At 67.4% G+C, this 17661-nt stretch carries 18 protein-coding genes; 9 read left to right on the forward strand and 9 right to left on the reverse strand.

Annotated elements, in window-relative coordinates:
- Nucleotides 1-52 precede the first annotated feature (52 nt).
- A complete protein-coding gene (locus tag NMI01S_RS24235; protein WP_063000708.1) occupies nt 53-2296 on the forward strand; it encodes a molybdopterin-dependent oxidoreductase in 2244 nt (747 codons plus the stop codon).
- On the forward strand, nt 2293-2790 hold the full coding sequence (locus NMI01S_RS24240) for a winged helix-turn-helix transcriptional regulator (protein ID WP_063000710.1): 498 nt from the start codon (nt 2293-2295) through the stop codon (nt 2788-2790). Before NMI01S_RS24235 ends, NMI01S_RS24240 begins: the two co-directional genes overlap by 4 nt.
- A gap of 20 nt (nt 2791-2810) precedes the next feature.
- Here the strand turns inward: NMI01S_RS24240 and NMI01S_RS24245 are convergent, their stop codons facing one another.
- Entirely contained in the window at nt 2811-3248 is a 438-nt protein-coding gene (locus tag NMI01S_RS24245) for a MarR family winged helix-turn-helix transcriptional regulator (protein WP_063000712.1), read from the reverse strand.
- A 99-nt stretch (nt 3249-3347) separates the two neighbouring features.
- Here NMI01S_RS24245 and NMI01S_RS24250 point away from each other — a divergent pair, with 99 nt between their 5' ends.
- Nucleotides 3348-4826 carry an MFS transporter gene (locus NMI01S_RS24250; RefSeq protein WP_245716994.1) on the forward strand — a complete coding sequence of 493 codons (1479 nt, stop codon included), beginning with the start codon at nt 3348-3350 and terminating at the stop codon, nt 4824-4826.
- Between the two features lie 110 nt (nt 4827-4936).
- Here the strand turns inward: NMI01S_RS24250 and NMI01S_RS24255 are convergent, their stop codons facing one another.
- Nucleotides 4937-5293, reverse strand: a complete 357-nt coding sequence (locus NMI01S_RS24255; RefSeq protein ID WP_063000716.1) for a hypothetical protein — start codon at nt 5291-5293, stop codon at nt 4937-4939.
- A 62-nt stretch (nt 5294-5355) separates the two neighbouring features.
- Between NMI01S_RS24255 and NMI01S_RS24260 the strand changes: the two genes are divergently transcribed.
- Nucleotides 5356-5823 (forward strand): MarR family winged helix-turn-helix transcriptional regulator, encoded by a 468-nt coding sequence (locus NMI01S_RS24260; RefSeq protein ID WP_063000718.1) that lies wholly within the window; start codon nt 5356-5358, stop codon nt 5821-5823.
- A 3-nt stretch (nt 5824-5826) separates the two neighbouring features.
- Here NMI01S_RS24260 and NMI01S_RS24265 read toward each other — a convergent pair whose 3' ends face one another.
- Nucleotides 5827-6273: a hypothetical protein gene (locus NMI01S_RS24265; RefSeq protein WP_157126332.1), complete on the reverse strand. Its 447-nt coding sequence runs from the start codon at nt 6271-6273 to the stop codon at nt 5827-5829.
- A 193-nt stretch (nt 6274-6466) separates the two neighbouring features.
- On the opposite strand from NMI01S_RS24265, the gene NMI01S_RS24270 reads away from it, so the two are divergent.
- The 4 genes from NMI01S_RS24270 to NMI01S_RS24285 all read left to right on the forward strand — a co-directional run bounded on the left by NMI01S_RS24270 (nt 6467) and on the right by NMI01S_RS24285 (nt 10734).
- Nucleotides 6467-8770 (forward strand): FdhF/YdeP family oxidoreductase, encoded by a 2304-nt coding sequence (locus NMI01S_RS24270; RefSeq protein WP_063000722.1) that lies wholly within the window; start codon nt 6467-6469, stop codon nt 8768-8770.
- Between the two features lie 45 nt (nt 8771-8815).
- Nucleotides 8816-9652, forward strand: a complete 837-nt coding sequence (gene fdhD, locus NMI01S_RS24275) for a formate dehydrogenase accessory sulfurtransferase FdhD (RefSeq protein ID WP_063000724.1) — start codon at nt 8816-8818, stop codon at nt 9650-9652.
- A 77-nt stretch (nt 9653-9729) separates the two neighbouring features.
- On the forward strand, nt 9730-10104 hold the full coding sequence (locus NMI01S_RS24280; protein ID WP_030512726.1) for a nuclear transport factor 2 family protein: 375 nt from the start codon (nt 9730-9732) through the stop codon (nt 10102-10104).
- Between the two features lie 96 nt (nt 10105-10200).
- Nucleotides 10201-10734, forward strand: a complete 534-nt coding sequence (locus tag NMI01S_RS24285; RefSeq protein WP_063000726.1) for a hypothetical protein — start codon at nt 10201-10203, stop codon at nt 10732-10734.
- A 197-nt stretch (nt 10735-10931) separates the two neighbouring features.
- Here the strand turns inward: NMI01S_RS24285 and NMI01S_RS24290 are convergent, their stop codons facing one another.
- The gene (locus NMI01S_RS24290) at nt 10932-11390 is read right to left on the reverse strand and encodes a MarR family winged helix-turn-helix transcriptional regulator (protein ID WP_063000727.1); all 459 of its coding nucleotides are present in this window, start codon (nt 11388-11390) and stop codon (nt 10932-10934) included.
- 109 nt (nt 11391-11499) lie between these two features.
- Nucleotides 11500-12099: a TIGR03086 family metal-binding protein gene (locus NMI01S_RS24295; RefSeq protein WP_063000728.1), complete on the reverse strand. Its 600-nt coding sequence runs from the start codon at nt 12097-12099 to the stop codon at nt 11500-11502.
- A gap of 163 nt (nt 12100-12262) precedes the next feature.
- Here NMI01S_RS24295 and NMI01S_RS24300 point away from each other — a divergent pair, with 163 nt between their 5' ends.
- A complete protein-coding gene (locus tag NMI01S_RS24300) occupies nt 12263-12838 on the forward strand; it encodes a carboxymuconolactone decarboxylase family protein (RefSeq protein ID WP_063000729.1) in 576 nt (191 codons plus the stop codon).
- 91 nt (nt 12839-12929) lie between these two features.
- On the opposite strand, the gene clpX is transcribed toward NMI01S_RS24300, so the two are convergent.
- The 4 genes from clpX to tig all read right to left on the reverse strand — a co-directional run bounded on the left by clpX (nt 12930) and on the right by tig (nt 17524).
- Nucleotides 12930-14210 (reverse strand): ATP-dependent Clp protease ATP-binding subunit ClpX, encoded by a 1281-nt coding sequence (gene clpX / locus NMI01S_RS24305; RefSeq protein ID WP_063001068.1) that lies wholly within the window; start codon nt 14208-14210, stop codon nt 12930-12932.
- A 373-nt stretch (nt 14211-14583) separates the two neighbouring features.
- Complete coding sequence (locus NMI01S_RS24310; RefSeq protein WP_063000730.1) at nt 14584-15252, reverse strand: ATP-dependent Clp protease proteolytic subunit; 669 nt, start codon at nt 15250-15252, stop codon at nt 14584-14586.
- Nucleotides 15253-15292: 40 nt separating this feature from the next.
- Entirely contained in the window at nt 15293-15880 is a 588-nt protein-coding gene (locus tag NMI01S_RS24315; RefSeq protein ID WP_063000731.1) for an ATP-dependent Clp protease proteolytic subunit, read from the reverse strand.
- A gap of 264 nt (nt 15881-16144) precedes the next feature.
- Nucleotides 16145-17524 (reverse strand): trigger factor, encoded by a 1380-nt coding sequence (gene tig, locus NMI01S_RS24320; protein WP_063001070.1) that lies wholly within the window; start codon nt 17522-17524, stop codon nt 16145-16147.
- Between the last annotated feature and the right edge of the window lie 137 nt (nt 17525-17661).

Here is a 17661-nt window from a genome sequence, read left to right on the forward strand (position 1 = left end):
TCGGCCCGATTTGCTAGTAGCGTTTGTGAACTAACTCCCCTACGCTGCCGTTATGACCGAATGGCATCCGACGGCATGCATCCTGTGCGAGTGCAACTGCGGCATCCAGGTGCTGCTGGGCGCCGACGGCCGCAGCTTCGACAAGATTCGCGGCGACAAGCTGCACCCCTCCTCGGCCGGCTATACCTGCAACAAGGCCCTGCAGCTGGACCGGTACCAGAACGGGCGCACCGGTCGCCTGACCGCGCCGCTGCGCCGCAACCCCGACGGCTCGTTCACCGAAATCGATTGGGATACCGCCATTTCGGAGATCTCCGCGCGCATGCGCGAGATCGGCGCCGCATACGGCGGCGAATCGATCTTCTACTACGGTGGCGGCGGCCAGGGCAATCATCTCGGCGGCGCCTACGCTCCGGCCACCATGGCCGCCTACGGCATGCGCTATCGATCCAGTGCGCTGGCCCAGGAGAAGACCGGCGATTTCTGGGTCGGCGCGCGAATGACCGGCCATCCGGTCCGCTCGGATGTCGAACATGCCGAGGTGGCGTTGTTCATCGGCAAGAACCCGTATCAATCCCACGGCTTCCCGCGCGCCCGCTCGGTGTTGAAGGAGATCGCGCGCGATCCGCGGCGGTCGATCATCGTGCTCGATCCGGTCCGCACCGAAACCGCCGAACTGGCGGACTTCCATCTGCAACTGCGGCCCGGGACCGATGTCTATCTACTGGCCGCGATGGCGGCGATCCTGATCCGCGACGACCTGGTCGACCACGACTGGCTGGCCGCGCACACCGAAGGTTTCGACGAGGTGGCGGCGGTACTGCGCGCGGTGCCGATCGAGGAGTACTGCACCCTGGCCGATGTCGAGATCGACCTGGTCACCGCCGCGACACGCCGCCTGGCAGCGGCGGATTCGGTGGCCGCGCTCGAGGACCTCGGCGTGCAGATGAACCGCCACTCGACCCTGGTCAGCTACGTCGAGAAACTGCTCTGGCTGCTCACCGGAAACCTCGGCAAATCCGGTACGCAGTACGCCTTCTCCGGAATGGCGGCGATCGGGCACGATCGTGGCCATCCCGCCGACTCCGGTCCGCGCAGCCCGGTCGTGGGCGCGCGCATCATCAGCGGGCTGGTGCCGTGCAATGTGATCACCGAGGAGATCCTGACCGACCATCCCGCCCGCTATCGGGCGATGATCATCGAGAGCGCCAATCCCGTTCATTCACTGGCGGATTCGGCTCGGATGCGGGCCGCGCTGGCGGCGCTGGAGCTGGTGGTCGTCATCGACGTGGCGATGACCGAAACCGCCCGCGCGGCCGACTACGTGCTGCCGGCGCCGACTCAGTTCGAGAAGTACGAGGCGACCTTCTTCAATTTCGAATTCCCCCGCAACGTCTTCCATCTGCGGCATCCGGTACTCCCGGCTCCTGCGGGTGTACTCGCCGAACCCGAGATCCACGCCCGGCTGGTCGAGGCGGCCGGCGTCCTGACCGAGGACGATTACCGGCCGCTGCGCGCGGCACTCGATCAGGGCCGCGAGGCCTTCGCCATGGCGTTTCTCGCCGTCCTAGCCGATCCCGCGAAGGCGAAGCTGGCTCCGATCCTGCTCTACCGCACGCTCGGCCCGACGCTGCCCGACGGCGCCGCTGCCGCCGCGGTGCTGTGGGGCGCCGCGTACACCTGCGCCCGGAAGAACCCGTCCGGCGTCGAGCGGGCCGGCTACGGCACCGGTCTCGCGGCCGGCGAGCGGCTGTTCGAGGCGATCCTGACCGGCGAGCACGGCGTGGTGATCACCGACGACGAGGTCGACGAGACCTGGAACCGGCTGCGCGGCGGCATCGTCCGCCTCGCCGTCCCGGAACTGCTGTCGGCGCTGGCCACACTCCCGCAACCGCACGAGGACCGCGACTGGCCGTTCGTCCTGGCCGCCGGGGAACGGCGCTCCTTCACCGCCAACACCATCATGCGCGATCCGGCCTGGCGCAAACGCGATCCCGGCGGCGCGCTGCGCATCAGCACCGCCGATGCTCTGCGGCTGGGCCTGTCCTCCGGAGATCGGGTGCGCCTGTCCACCCGCACCGGCAGTGCGCAGGTGACCGTCGAGCCGACCGATCGCATGCGCAGCGGACATCTGTCGCTACCCAACGGCCTGGGCCTGTCCGTCGTCGAGGCGGACGAGGTCCTCACCAGCGGGGCGGCGCCCAATGAGCTGACCGCCTTCGACGAACGTGACGAGTGGGTCGGCACCCCGTGGCACAAGTACGTCCCCGCCCGGATCGATACGGTGGGTACATGAAGCGCACCACCTTCGCCACCTGGCCCTGTTCGGTCGCCCGCACGGTCGATCTGATCGGTGATTGGTGGACGCCGCTGGTGTTGCGCGAAGCCTTCTACGGCACAACGCGTTTCGATGATTTCGAACGCACGCTGGGCCTGAGCCGCAACGTCCTCACCCAGCGCCTCACCCGGCTGGTCGACGAGGGGATGCTGGAGAAGGTCCCCTACCGGGACCGCCCGGTCCGCTACGAGTACCGGCTCACCGACAAGGGACGCGATTTCTTTCCGGTACTCACGGCCATGATGCGCTGGGGTGACCGCTGGCTCGCCCCGGAGGCCGGACCGCCGGTGGTCGTCCATCACGACACGTGCGGGAACGACACGCACGCCGAAGTGGTGTGCGCACAATGCGGAGAACCGCTGCGGCACGCCGACGTCTCGGCGCGGCTGGGGCCGGGCTTTCCGCCGCAGCACCGCGAAAGCGCTTTGCGCAGCGGACGATTCGCCTCCTGAAAGACAGCGCCGCCGCGGCGCTACTCCGCGTTCTCGAGTTTCGGGACCAGCCGTTCCAGTAACTCCCGCAGCACCTCTTCGTCCTCCGGCGCCAATTCGGCCAGCGCCTTGTACGCGCGGACCTGTGAGCCGCGGATCTGCGCGGCCAGCTCACGGCCGGCATCGGTGGACACGAGGTATTTGACGCGCCGGTCGGCGGGATTCACCGTGCGCCGGACCAGGCCGCGCGCTTCCATGCGATCGGCGACACCGGTCAGATTCGACGGATCGCACGCCATCCGGTCGGCCAGGACCCGCATGGGCAGCTCGGCGGGCGGTTCGTTGAGCGCCAGCAGCAGTTTGGCCTGGGTCAGGGTGAGCCCGTGCCCCTCGGCCGCGGTCAGGAAATCCTGCAGGTAGGCCGAGACGAAGCGCGCGATCAGCAATGCCAGCGGGCTCTGCGCTGTGTCCGGTGACATAGCTGCGATGCTACCGAAACGATTGACAACGGCTATCGTCGACTCCTTAAATACTTGAGGTCTTCAAACATATAGGTCTTCAATTTTCTGGAGGTGGCTGTGGAGCGCAGAGGTTCGCTGCTGACCGGCATATTGGCCTTCGCGGCGATGATCGTGACGGTCATGCAGACCCAGGCCGTGCCGATTCTGGGCCTGATCGCGACGAAGCTGCAGGTCTCGACCACATCGGTCAGCTGGGTGACCACTGCGACGCTGCTGTCGGCCGCGGTCTTCACACCGCTGCTGGGCCGCATCGGCGACCTCTACGGCAAGAAGCCGACCCTGCTGGGCGTCCTCGCGGTGGCCACGGCCGGTTCCATCGTCTCGGCGCTGGCGAATTCGCTGGGCGTGCTACTGGTCGGCCGGGTGCTGCAGGGGGTGGCGACCGCGATCTTCCCGCTGGCCCTGGCCGTGCTGCGGGAGGAGATTCCGGCGCGCCGGCTGCATCACGCGATGGCGATCGTCAGCGGCACACTCGGCTTCGGCGGCGGCCTCGGCCTGGTGTCGACCGGACTGCTGACCAAGGGGGCCGACCCGGACTATCACATCGTGTTCTGGTTCACCGCGGTGCTGTCGGTGGCGGCACTGGCCGCGGCGGCGGTGGCGGTGCCGGCCACGGGTAAGCGGCATCCGGGCAGCGTCGATCTGCCCGGCGCGCTCACGCTCGGCGGCTTCCTGGTCCTGCTGCTACTGCCCATTTCCCAAGGGCACGAATGGGGTTGGACCTCCGCGACCACGATCGCCTGCTTCGCCGGCGCGGTCGCGATGGCGGTGGCCTGGGTGGTGACCGAGCGGCGGGTGCGCACTCCGCTGGTCGATCTGCGGATGTTCACCCACCGGCCGGTGCTGTTCACCAATCTGTCCGGCATGTTCATCGGATTCGCGATGTTCATGCAGTTCATGGGCGTGTCGTATCTGGCCCAGATGCCCTCGCGGGTAGCCGGTTACGGATTCGGCGCCTCGATTCTGCGCGCCTCGGTCGAGTACCTGCTGCCCGCGACGCTGTCGTCGATGGTGGCCGCGCCCGCGGGCGGAATTCTGGTCGGCCGGCTGGGCGGGCGTCGTGTGCTGGCACTGTCGGGAGCGATCGGCGCGGCCGGATTCGGCTGGCTGGCACTGGCACACGATGCGACCGGCTCGGTGATCGCGGCGAGCGTGGTGATCGGCGTCGCGATCAGCTTCGCCTACGCGGCGATGCCGGCACTGATCGCGGCGAGCGTCCCCCATCACCAGAGCGGAATCGCCAACGGCATCAATTCGATCTCCCGCACCGTCGGCAGCTCGCTCGCCAGCGCCATCATCACCACTTTGCTGACCGCGAAACTGCTGCCTCATCTGCCGTTGCCGCAGGAGAGTCAGTTCACCGTCGCGTTCTGGGTCGGCGCCGCGGCGTGTGCGGCGACCGTGCTGGCGGCACTGCTCGGCTTGCGACCGGAAGGCCGCGACGCCGGAACCGACGGCGCCGAGCTCGGCGCGGCCGAAACGGGAAGTGGCACAGAATCGTTCGCGCGGCCGGAGCTTCCGAGCAGGGTCGGCTGAGATCGCCGGGCGGATCCGACCCGACCGGCCGAGCATTGCGCCCGAGGGCAGCGCGCGCTCCCCCGCGTGCACGGCACTCGGATCCGCCCGCCGGCATGGCCGCTCACCCCTCACCGCGCGAACAGCCATGCCGCCGTGCCCAGGTGCACCGCCGCCAACCCGACGCAGGTGATCGCCATCGGCGTATTCCGTTGGCGCACACCGATTATCGCATCGCCGATCTGAGCCAGTCCCGCGACGACCAGCACGGGCAGCGCGGCCGCTTCGTTCCCCGCGACCAGGACGGCCACGGTCACCACACTCAGCGGCAGGGCGCGCGCGGCATAGGCACCGAGAAAGAACGTCGCCGCGGAGGTGAGGGCTTCCCCCTCCGCCAGGGCCAGACGCGGTCGCGCCAGGCCGATCAGGCACGACACACCGGAGATCACGGCCACCACCGAATTGGCGACCACGGGCAGCATCAGCATAATCATTCCCCTTGCAAATCATTCACGACCTGAATCGTTCAGGCAAAGATATACTCGGGGGCGTGACGCACGTCAAGACCGCGGTTCCCGCGACGATCGCCTTCCGCCTCGGCACCCTGGGCGCGATCGTGACCGATCGTTTCGCCGCGGCGATCGAGGAGTTGGATCTCAAGCCGAAACATGTCGGCGTGCTGGTCGCACTCGATCACGGCGTCGCCGCCTCCCAGCAGGATCTGGCGGCCCGGCTGGGCGTCGCTCCCAGCCTGGTCGTGGCATTGGCCGATCATCTCGAACGACTGGGGGCACTGCGCCGCGACCGGGATCCGGACGACCGCCGGCGTCAGATCCTAACCCTCACCGACCACGGGCACGAACTGCTCGCCGCGACCGAGGAGCGGGCGCGTCGGCTCGACCGCGAATTCACCGGCTCCTTGACGGCTGCACAGCGCACCGCCCTGCAGTCGGCACTGGCCGTCCTCGCCGCCGACACGGGGCTACCGGGCGAGGGAGAAGTTCACCCGCCGCGGTGAGTCCTAACCGCCGGTGACCAGGCAGGCATACCCCAGGTGGATGCCGGTGCCGACCGGAAGATCGAGGGTCGCCGCGGGCATCTGCGCGGGCTGCCCGGCTTGCACCGCACTGAGCGTGTGCCGCCCCGGGACCGCCGGAACCCAGGTGATGAGCGCATATGCACCGCCGGGCGGCGCCACGCCGATCGGAGCTCCGTTGTCGTAGAAGGTGACCGGCGCGACCGGATCGGTGACGTTCGCCTGCAGGGTGTAACTGCATCCGCTGCCGTAATTGGTGGCGATACCGAAGTTCATGTCGGGGGTGGCGCCGAGTCTGGTCGCCGCGGCATTCGCCGCCTGCGGGATCGCGAGCGCGAACACCGCGGCGGCGCCGAGGATGCCGCCCGCCACTACCGTGCCGGCCCGACGGCGCACCCGCCGCCGGGGCGGCCCGCTGATCGTCTCGTGCATGATGCCGTCCTCGTCGTAGGCGCCGCAGCGCGAACCGAGACCGTCTGTCGTGCGCGAACATCCCCGACGGCGCCGCACGGTCTGTCGGCACGATACCTCGTAGGCTCGGCGTCGCGGCCCGGTTCGCGGTCTCGATGTCGCGCGATCGGCGGGCCGGAGGCGGCGCCCGCGCACACAGGAGGACGATGGTGCTATGCACCGCACACCGCCGACTCGCGATATCGACGAAGCCCAGCTGGCGGTGACCCCGCCGAAGGAGCAGGCCGCCGGCGTCACGGCCGTCGCGGTCGCCCTCGACCGGGCCGTCGAGGAGATGGGCATCGTTCGCACGGCCCGCACCCTCACCCGGGTCAATCAGCGCCACGGTTTCGACTGCCCCGGCTGCGCGTGGCCCGAACCGACGGGCCACCGCCGCCCGGCCGAATTCTGCGAGAACGGGGCCAAGGCCGTCGCCGAAGAGGCGACGCTGCGCACGGTCACGCCGGAATTCTTCGCCACCCACTCGGTGGACGACCTCGCCGGCAAGACCGGGTACTGGCTGGGACAGCAGGGACGCCTGACCCATCCGATGGTGTTGCGGCCCGGCGACACCCACTACTCCCCCATCGCGTGGGAGAACGCCTACCGGCTGATCGCGGACACCCTGCGCGCGCTGCCTTCTCCGGACGAGGCCGTGTTCTACACCTCCGGGCGCACCGCCAACGAGACGGCCTTTCTCTATCAGTTGCTGGTGCGCAGCTTCGGCACGAACAATCTGCCCGACTGTTCGAATATGTGCCACGAATCCTCCGGTGCGGCGCTCACCCGGTCGATCGGTATCGGCAAGGGGTCGGTGTCGATCGACGATTTCGCCGCGGCCGATCTGATCATCGTGGCCGGGCAGAACCCCGGAACCAACCATCCGCGCATGCTCTCGGCGCTGAGCACCGCGAAAGCGCACGGCGCGACGGTGATCGCGGTGAATCCGCTGCCGGAGACCGGACTGATCGGCTTCCGGGATCCGCAGACGGTGAAGGGTCTCACCACCGGCGTCACCATCGCCGACGACTTCCTGCAGATTCGCCTCGGCGGGGATATGGCCTTGTTCCAGGGCCTGGCGAAACTGCTGTTCGACGCCGAGGATCTCGCCCCCGGCACCGTGGTGGACCGGATCTTCGTCGACGCGCACACCGCGGGATTCGCCGAATACGAAAAGCATATGCGCGCAGTGGATCTCGACGAGGTCGTCGAGGCGACGGGCCTGACCCGCCAGCAGCTCGACCGTACCGCCGAGCTGCTGGCCCGTTCGAAGTCCACCATCATCTGCTGGGCCATGGGCCTGACGCAGCAGCGCCACGGCGTCGCCACCATCGAGGAGGCGACGAATCTGCTGTTGTTGCGCGGCATGATCGGCAAGCCGGGTGCGGGCGTATGCCCGGTGCGCGGACATTCCAATGTGCAGGGCGACCGGACGATGGGCATCTGGGAGAAGATGCCCGACAGTTTTCTCGACGCGTTGGATTCCGAATTCGGCATTACCGCACCGCGCGAACACGGCTGGGACACGGTCGATTCCATTCGCGCCATGCGCGACGGGCGTGCCACGGTGTTCGTCGGCATGGGCGGCAACTTCGTCTCGGCGACCCCGGATACCGAGGTCACCGAGGCCGCTCTGCGCGCCTGCGAACTGACCGTGCAGATTTCGACCAAACTCAACCGCAGCCACGTCGTGCACGGCCGGACCGCGCTGATTCTGCCCACCCTCGGCCGCACCGACCTCGATCTGCAGGACGGGACGAAACAGCAGGTGTCGGTGGAGGATTCGATGTCGATGGTGCATCTGTCCACCGGACGCCTGCAGCCGGTGAGCGATGATCTGCGCAGCGAGGTCGCGATCGTCTGCGAGCTGGCACTCGCGTTGTTCGGCCCCGGGCATCCCGTGCCGTGGGAGCGGTTCCGCCGCGACTACGACCACATCCGCGACGCCATCGCCCGGGTGGTGCCCGGCTGCGCCGACTACAACCGGAAGGTGCGCAGTCGCAACGGTTTCCAACTGCCGCATCCACCCCGCGACAACCGGGAGTTCCGCACCGCCTCCGGGAAGGCCAACTTCGCGGTCAACGACCTGCACTGGCCGCGGATCCCGCAGGGGCGGCTGTTGCTGCAGACACTGCGCAGCCACGACCAGTACAACACGACGATCTACGGCCTCGACGACCGTTATCGGGGCATCCACAACGGGCGACGCGTGGTACTGGTGCATCCGGACGATATCGCCGAATTCGGTTACACCGACGGCGATCTCGTGGATCTGATCTCCGAATTCAGCGACGGCGTCGAGCGCCGGGTCACCGGTTTCCGGATCGTCGGCTACGCGACGCCACGCGGCAACGCCGCGGCCTACTACCCCGAAACCAACCCTCTGGTCCCGCTCGACCACGTCGCCGAGCGCTCCAACACCCCGGTCTCCAAGGCGGTCGTGATCCGGCTGGAACCGCACCGCCACACCACCGCCTGACCGCCCCGCCGTGCGGCGGCACCGATCAGAACTGCGAGGAAGCTTGTGAGCAGAGTAACCGCGCGCAGACCCACCCGGCGCATCACGCCCGCGGGCATCGTCTCCCGGCCCGATACCCTCGCCGTGGAGGAGCCGCTGGAACTGCGCGTCGACGGGACGGCGCTGACCGTCACCATGCGCACCCCCGGCAACGACATCGACCTGCTGCACGGATTCCTGTTCAGCGAGAACATCATCGAGTCGGCGGACGACATCGTGTCGGCGAGGTACTGTGCGGGCACCGACGACGAAGGTCGCAACACCTACAACGTGCTCGATATCCAGCTGCGCCGTGCGGTTCCCATCCAGCCCCGCGGATTCGTGACCAACAGTTCGTGCGGGTTGTGCGGAACCACCGCGCTCGATCAGGTGCGCACGCGCAGCCGCTTCCGGCTGCCGACCGGGTCACCGCGCGTCGATCCGGCACTGCTGGCCGCCCTGCCCGGCGAGTTGCGTTCGCGCCAAACGGTGTTCGACGCCACCGGCGGGCTGCACGCGGCCGGGCTGTTCACCCCCGACGGCACCGTCCTGGCCGTGCGCGAGGACATCGGCCGGCACAACGCGGTGGACAAGGTGATCGGCTGGGCGCTGCGCGAGGGGCGCGTACCGGCTCACGACACCGTTCTGATCGTCAGTGGCCGGGCCTCGTTCGAACTCGTCCAGAAGGCGGTCATGGCGGGGATTCCGGTGCTCGGCGCGGTCTCGGCGCCCAGTTCGCTGGCTGTCGACCTGGCCGCCGACAACGGCCTCACCCTGGCCGGCTTCCTGCGTGGCGACACGATGAACATCTACAGCGGCGTCGACCGGCTCGAGACCGCACCCGCGGCAGCCACCGGCACCTGACCCGCGAACCGGCGCCCCGATCCGTGGAACCCTGCTACCCTGCCAATTAGAACACGTTTCAATTCTTGGGAGTTCACATGGCAGCGCAGCAGATCCGCGAGACGGCCGAACGCTACGTGCAGTTGGTGGCCACCGGTCCGACCTCGGAAATCCTGTCGCTCTACGCACCCGACGCCGTCGTCGAGGATCCGATCGGCAGCGACCCGCGCCACGGGCACGAGGCCATCGGCCAGCTCTACCAGGCGCTGGAGTCCATGGAGCGCAAGACCGAGCTGCACGCCGCCCGGATCGTCGGCAACCACGCCGCCGTCTCGTTCACTCTCGTCGGCGAGGCCGGCGGCCACCGCATGACCCTCTCGGCCATCGACGCCATGGAATTCGACGAGCAGGGCCGGATCACGAGCATGCGGGCCTACTGGGGACCCGACGACCTGATCAGCGAACAGATCTGAGTCCCGCGACGGCATCGCCGTGAGTGTCGCACCTCTTGTCCCGCCGTTTTGCCCGGCTTACCGTAAGGCGACAACCGGCGGACGGGAGGGCGCGCGATGCGGATTTCGGTACACGGCACGGGTGAGGGGGTCCAGGTGCGCATGCGCCTGGACGTCAACCGCCGCCGCTGGCTGATCACCAGAATCTCGTTGTGGCTGTTGGCGATCAACGGGATCGTGGTCGGGGTCTGGGCGGTGCTGCTGCCCGAACCGTGGTTTCGCGGCTTCCCCGGCTTCGGACTGAACTGGGTCGCGATGGACGGCCCGTACAACCACCACCTGGCCACCGACGTCGGGGCGTTCTTCCTCGGCTTCGGCGCGCTCAGCCTGGCGGCGCTGTACTACCGCGACAGCATGGTGGCCCGAGTCGCCGGCATCGGCTGGCTGGTCTTCGGGATTCCGCACCTGATCTACCACGCCGCGCACAGGCCGGAACAGATGAGCGGCGGGAATTTCGCGCTCAGTCTGATCGCCGCCGTGCTGCTGCCCGCGCTGGCGGCCGCCGTCGTCGTGGCCGCCCCGCGGGAGCGCGCGCAACTGCGCGACCCGGCGCCGATGAATATCCGGTTCCCGCGCCGTCGTAATAGGTGAAGCTACGCTCAGCCGCCGGGAAAGGCCCCTAACAGCAGTAACGGGCTCGCTCTCGCCGACGATGAGCAAGCATCGGAGAAAAGGTTCAACGGCGAACCACGGAAGATCAACGGCGATCTTCGGCAACGGGCGCGACAGGGCTACCGGTCGTCACCGCCTCCGACCAGCTCCACTCGCTACCGCCACAACTCGATCTTCTACTGCGAATCCGCGCCGGCATCGACGATGTCGGCGCGCGGAACCACCGCAAGCGCCATCAGGGCGTTGAGGAATCCGGACCGGTCCGCCGCATCCAGGCGGTCGAGCAGCGCTTCTTCTTTGGCCTGAATATCGGCCTGTGCCGCCCGCACCAGGACCCGCCCCGCCTCGGTCACGGCCAGCAAGCGAGCCCGCCGGTCGGCAGGATCCGGATAACGTTCGATCAGGCCGCGCTCCTGCAGGTCGTCGAGAACGGCGATGATGCGCGTCTTGTCGGCTCCGATCTCCTCCGCCAGCACGCCCTGCCCACGCGCGGGCCCCCGCCCCAGTGCGAGCAGCACCGAATACGCCCACATCGTCAGCCCGTGCGCTTCGAGTACCGGCCGCTCGGCCGCCATCAGGGCACGTCCGAGCGGCACGATCATCGCCGCCAGATCGGGTCGCTGCGCATTCGCCATGCCGAACAAGATACGTGCTCGCCGGTCCGCTTCCGCCGCCGTCCGGCCGACTTCGCCGACGCCGCCGCGAGGTCGAGCGCCGGGATGCGCAATTCCATTGTGCGGGCGCCTATTTCACTCCTACCGGCCAGGACGGCGGCCGCCCCAGCAGGCTGAGGATCCGGGCGAGCGGATCGGAGGGGGCGGTATTAGGCACCGCGGGCGCGAACGCCGACCCCGGCCGCAACCGGAAGTCCCCGTCGGGCACCGCCTCCGCGATCCGCAGGGCCGGCTCCGCCAGTTCCGAATCCAGGTCGTAGGGCAGATCGATCGCCCGGGCCACATCCCATCCGTGCACGACGTAGTCGATGAGATGGAAGCCGATCGCCTGATCGCCCGGAGCGGTGAACCCGGACCCGAATTCGGGAAGGGCGAAATCCCGTTGCAGCACACCGGCTTCGGAGAAGGCGGCCGTCACGTCGGCCGCCGCCTCGCGGTAGGCCGCCACCGGATCCGCCGGGGGATCCATCCGCCACACGGTCACATCGTCGCCGTGCCCGCGTGCGGCCGCCGCGAAACCGCGGTGCTGCACGGCCATATGGGTGAGCAACTGGGCGAGATCCCATTCGTCACAGGGTGTGGGCCGGTGCAGATCGGCACGGGACACCTTCGACACGATCGTCACGCTGTAGTCGACCGCCTTGCGATCGAGTCCGGCAATATTGGTCATAGACTTATCGTATGCTGTAGCACATCATATGTCTACGCTTATTATTTGTTCGTCCCAGGCGACTACGCTGAGGAGTGAGTGAGACCGGCATCACATCCGCGGCCCGTCACGCCGCGAGACGGTGTCTCGTCCAAGGGGTGAACCGTCCTCCGAAGGGAGAATCATGAGTGCCACCCGCATCCCCCCGGTGCCGCCGCAACAGGCGGGCCCGCTGACCCGGATCATGTACCGCGTCAGCAAGCGCAGGTTCGGCGAGGTGCCTGAGCCGATCGCCGTGCTCGCCAATCACCCGAAGATGCTCACGGCCTACGCGGCACACGAATCCCTGGTCGGCCGCGCCACCTCCGTCGTACCCGACGATGTTCTCGAGATCGCGGTCTACCGGGTGGCCTGGACGATCGGCTGTTCCTGGTGCGTCGATTTCGGCACGATGCTCATGCGGCTGAGCCACCTCGATATCGACAAGCTGAAGCAGATCGCGGAATACGAGACCTCGGCGGCCTACAGCGCGGACGAGCGCGCCGCGATCGCCTACGCCGACGCCATGACCGCCACTCCCACCACGGTCACCGATGAGCAGATCGCGGATTTGCGGGCTCGCTTCGGCGACGCGGGCGTCGTGGAGCTGAGTTATCAGATCGCGCTGGAGAATTCCCGTGCCCGGACGTATTCGGCGCTCGGCATCACCGCACAGGGCTTCAGCACCGATTCCTGTCGAGTGCCCTGGGCACAGGACTGAGCGAATCGCGAGCCCGGATCGCGGGCACGAAAAAGGGGCGGGAGGTTTCGACCTCCCGCCCCTTTCGCAGCTTTCGGAAATGCTCTGGCGATCAGGCCGACTTCTCGCGACGCTCGGCCGCCTGACGCTTGCGCGGCACGATGGTCGGCAGCACATTGTCGTTGACCGTCTCGGCGTTGATGACCACCTTGGCCACATCGTCGCGACTGGGGATGTCGTACATCACCGGCAGCAGCACTTCTTCCATGATGGCGCGCAGACCGCGAGCGCCGGTGCCGCGCAGGATGGCCTGATCCGCCACCGCCTCCAGGGCGTCCTTGGTGAACTCCAGGTCCACACCGTCCATCTCGAACAGGCGCACGTACTGCTTCACCAGTGCGTTCTTCGGCTCGGACAGGATGCGGACCAGCGAATCCTTGTCGAGGTTGGTCACCGAGGCGACCATCGGCAGGCGGCCGATGAATTCGGGGATCAGGCCGAACTTGATCAGATCCTCGGGCATGACCTCGGCGAAGTGGTCGGCGGTGTCGATCTCGGCCTTGGACCGGACCTCGGCGCCGAAACCGATGCCGCGCTTGCCGACCCGGTCCTGCACGATCTTCTCCAGCCCGGCGAAGGCACCGGCCACGATGAACAACACGTTCGTCGTGTCGATCTGGATGAATTCCTGATGCGGATGCTTGCGCCCGCCCTGCGGCGGCACACTCGCCTGGGTGCCCTCGAGGATCTTCAGCAGCGCCTGCTGCACGCCCTCACCGGAGACGTCGCGCGTGATCGACGGGTTCTCGCTCTTGCGGGCGATCTTGTCGACCTCGTCGATGTAGATGATGCCGGTCTCGGCGCGCTTGACGTCGTAATCGGCGGCCTGGATCAGCTTGAGCAGAATGTTCTCGACATCCTCACCGACATAGCCGGCCTCGGTCAGCGCGGTGGCGTCCGCGATGGCGAACGGGACGTTGAGCATCTTGGCCAGCGTCTGCGCGAGGTAGGTCTTACCGCAGCCGGTGGGGCCGAGCATGAGAATGTTCGACTTCATCAGCTCGACCGGCTCGCCGCGGCTGTCGCGGCCCTTGTCACCGGCCTGGATGCGCTTGTAATGGTTGTAGACGGCCACGGCCAGCGTCCGCTTGGCCGAATCCTGGCCGATCACGTACTGCTCGAGGAATTCCCGGATCTCGGCCGGCTTGGGCAGCTCGTCGAGTTTGACCTCACTCGACTCGGCCAGCTCCTCTTCGATGATCTCGTTGCAGAGGTCGATGCACTCGTCGCAGATGTACACCCCTGGTCCCGCAATGAGCTTCTTGACCTGCTTCTGACTCTTTCCGCAGAACGAGCATTTCAGCAGATCGCCGCCATCACCGATGCGCGCCATCTCGTGGGTCCCTACTTCCTTGTCCGCGTGCAACCGTCTGTCCCGGATGCCGACAAGCCGCCTTCGAACAACGCTACCCGCCGTGCATCCGATCAGTGTCGCGCGTCGATCGGATTCTCGCACTTCGGCGTATGTCGTCCGGGTCGGTCGATTATGCCGACACCCCATGAGCCAAGGTCCCTAGACCGACCGTACCCGGTCGACGCGACGGAGGTCGACAACTCGAGGATGTTTCTCGCGCAGAGAGTGTCGGAAAGCTCACCCGACGCACTCTCCCCGCGGCCATCCCGGCTGCCGATCCGGGCGGTGCCGACCTCGCTCCGCCGCCCGGACCAGCGCCCGCGGAGCCCGCTCTGCGGGCCCCGCGGCCGGATTACTTCTTCTGGGCGCTCAGCTTGCGGTAGTCGAACACCGTGTCGATGATTCCGTAATCCTTGGCCTCGTCGGCGGTCAGGATCTTGTCGCGATCGGTGTCCTTGCGGATGGTGTCGGCGTCCTTACCGGTGTGGCGGGCCAGCGTGGTCTCCATCAACCGGCGCATGCGCTCGATCTCGGCGGCCTGGATCTCCAGATCGGAGACCTGGCCCTGGATGCCACCCTCCAGCGACGGCTGGTGGATCAGCACGCGGGCGTTGGGCAGGCAGGCCCGCTTACCCGGGGTACCCGCCGCCAGCAGCACCGCCGCCGCGGAGGCCGCCTGGCCCAGGCAGACCGTCGCGACATCGGCACGCACGTACTGCATGGTGTCGTAGATGGCCATCAGCGAGGTGAAGGAACCACCGGGCGAGTTGATGTACATGGTGATGTCGCGGTCGGGATCGAGCGACTCCAGCACCAGCAGCTGCGCCATGATGTCGTTGGCCGAGGCGTCGTCCACCTGCACGCCGAGGAAGATGATGCGCTCCTCGAACAGCTTGTTGTAGGGGTTGGACTCCTTGACGCCGAAGCTCGAGTGCTCGATGAACGACGGCAGAATGTAGCGGGCCTGCGGGCTCGCCGGTGCGGTACCGGACAGGCCGGCACGCGGGTCGATCAGGGTCATCTTCGTCTCCAAAGTCGATGGGGGATGAGCGGTTTCGCGCTCAGTTACCGGCGCCGTTCGCCTGGCGGGCATTGGTGATCACGCGGTCGATGAAGCCGTACTCCAGCGCCTGGTCCGCGGTGAACCAGCGGTCGCGGTCGGCATCGGCGGTCACCTGTTCGATGGACTGACCGGTGTGCTGCGCTTGCAGCTCGTTCAGCTCTCGTTTGGTGTGAGCGAGCTGCTCGGCGTAGATCGAGATGTCGGCCGCGCTACCGCCGATACCGGCGGAGGGCTGGTGCATCATGATCCGGGTGTGCGGCAATGCGAAGCGCTTGCCCTTGCTGCCCGCGGTGAGCAGGAACTGGCCCATCGAGGCCGCCAGGCCGAACGCGATGGTCGCGATATCGCATTCGGCGTACTGCATGGTGTCGTAGATGGCCATACCCGCGGTGACCGACCCACCGGGGGAGTTGATGTAGAGCGAGATGTCGCGGTTCGGGTCCTCGGCCGTGAGCAGCAGGATCTGCGCGCACAGCTTGTTGGCGATGTCGTCGTCGACCTGGGTGCCCAGGAAGATGATGCGGTCGCGGAGCAAACGCTCGTACACCGAATCACTGAGGTTGAGCCCAGCAGTCGCGGATGTCATGACCGGCCCCGACTTCAAAGGTGCCACAGCCTGATTGATTGTCACGGATACCTGCCCTCTCTCGCCGGCACGATGCCTGCCGGCACAGCCTCTGTCCAATATGCGGTCTTCCGGGGCCCTTCGTGGTTACGCAAGCTACCGCCTCCGTCCCCGACGTCCGACCGCGGCCTGATTCGGTTGACACAAACCCTAACGAAACAAGGCGGCACCGAACTCCCGGTACCGCCTTGCTTCGCTTACAGCTGACTCATATGTCGCCGATGGCTACTCGGCGGCGTTCTCGGCCGACTCCGAGGCGCCCTCGGAATCCGGCACCGTCTCGGCCGGCTCACCGAACATCTCGGCGGTGTCGACCGTGTTGCCGTCGGTGTCGGTGACCTTGGCCTTGATCACCACGCCGGCCAGCGCCTTACCGCGGCGCACGTCGGCGAAGATCGCGCCGAGCTGACCGGCCTGCTGGATCTGCTGGATGAACTGTTCCGGCGCCATGCCGTAGCGCTGCGACTGGAACAGGATCCGCTCGGTCAGCTCCTGCTGGCCGACCTGAGTGTTCTCCGATTCGGCGACCGCGTCCAGCAGCAGCTGGGTCTTCACCGACTTCTCGGCGGCCTCCTTGGAGTCCTTGTCGAACTCCTCGCGGGTGCTGCCCTGGGCCTCGAGCGCCTCGGCGAACTTCGCCTCGTCGTGGTCGAACCCGTGCACCGCGTCGTGCAGCACGGCGTCGACCTCGGCCTGCACCGCGGCCTCGGGCAGCGGCACCTCGGTCTTGTCCAGCAGCGCCTCGAGCACCTTGTCGCGGATCTCGCCGGCCTGCTGCACCTTCTTGCTCTGCTCGACCCGCTTGCGCAGATCTTCCTTCAGCTCGTCGATGGTGTCGAATTCGCTTGCCATCTGGGCGAATTCGTCGTCGGCCTCGGGCAGCTCGCGCTCCTTGACCGAGTTCACCTTCACGGTGATCACGGCTTCCTTACCGGCGTGCTCGCCGGCCACCAGGGTGGAGGTGAAATCCTTCGACTCCTCCGCCTTGAGGCCGACGAGGGTGTCGTCCAGGCCCTCGATCAGCTGGCCGGAGCCGACCTCGTGCGACAGACCGGAGGTGGTCGCCTCGGAGACCTCTTCGCCGTCCACGGTGGCCGACAGGTCGATGGAGACGAAGTCGCCCTCCTGCACGGCGCGCTCGACGGTCTTCAGGGTTCCGAAGCGCTGACGCAGCGACTGCAGCTGCTGCTCGATGTCCTCGTCGCCGATGCTCAGCGGATCGACGGTGACCTCGATGCTCTCGTAGTCGGGCAGCGCGATCTCGGGACGGACGTCGACCTCGGCGGTGAACGCCAGCTCGTCGCCGTCCTCGATCTTGGTGATCTCGATCTCGGGCTGGCCGAGCACCTTCACCTCGGAGGCGGTGACGGCCTCGCTGTAGCGCGCCGGCAGCGCGTCGTTGACGACCTGCTCCAGGATGGCGCCGCGACCGAGGCGGGCCTCGAGCAGCTTGGCCGGGGCCTTGCCCGGACGGAAGCCGGGAATGCGAACCTGCTGGGCCAGCGCCCGGTACGCCTTATCGAAGTCCGGCTTCAGCTCCTCGAAGGGCACCTCGACATTGATGCGGACCCGGGTCGGGCTCAGCTGCTCGACGGTGCTCTTCACGGACATGCTCCTTGTTCGTTGTTCACTGGTCTGTGTGGCCGCCGGACGGAGGTGTGATCCGCCGGCGACGATGTTCGGGTGCCGCCGTACAACGGCGCTGTCTCCCCCCGAAATCGCATCCGATCAAGGGTAGTCGA

The organism is Nocardia mikamii NBRC 108933 (assembly GCF_001613505.1).
GTDB lineage: Bacteria > Actinomycetota > Actinomycetes > Mycobacteriales > Mycobacteriaceae > Nocardia > Nocardia mikamii.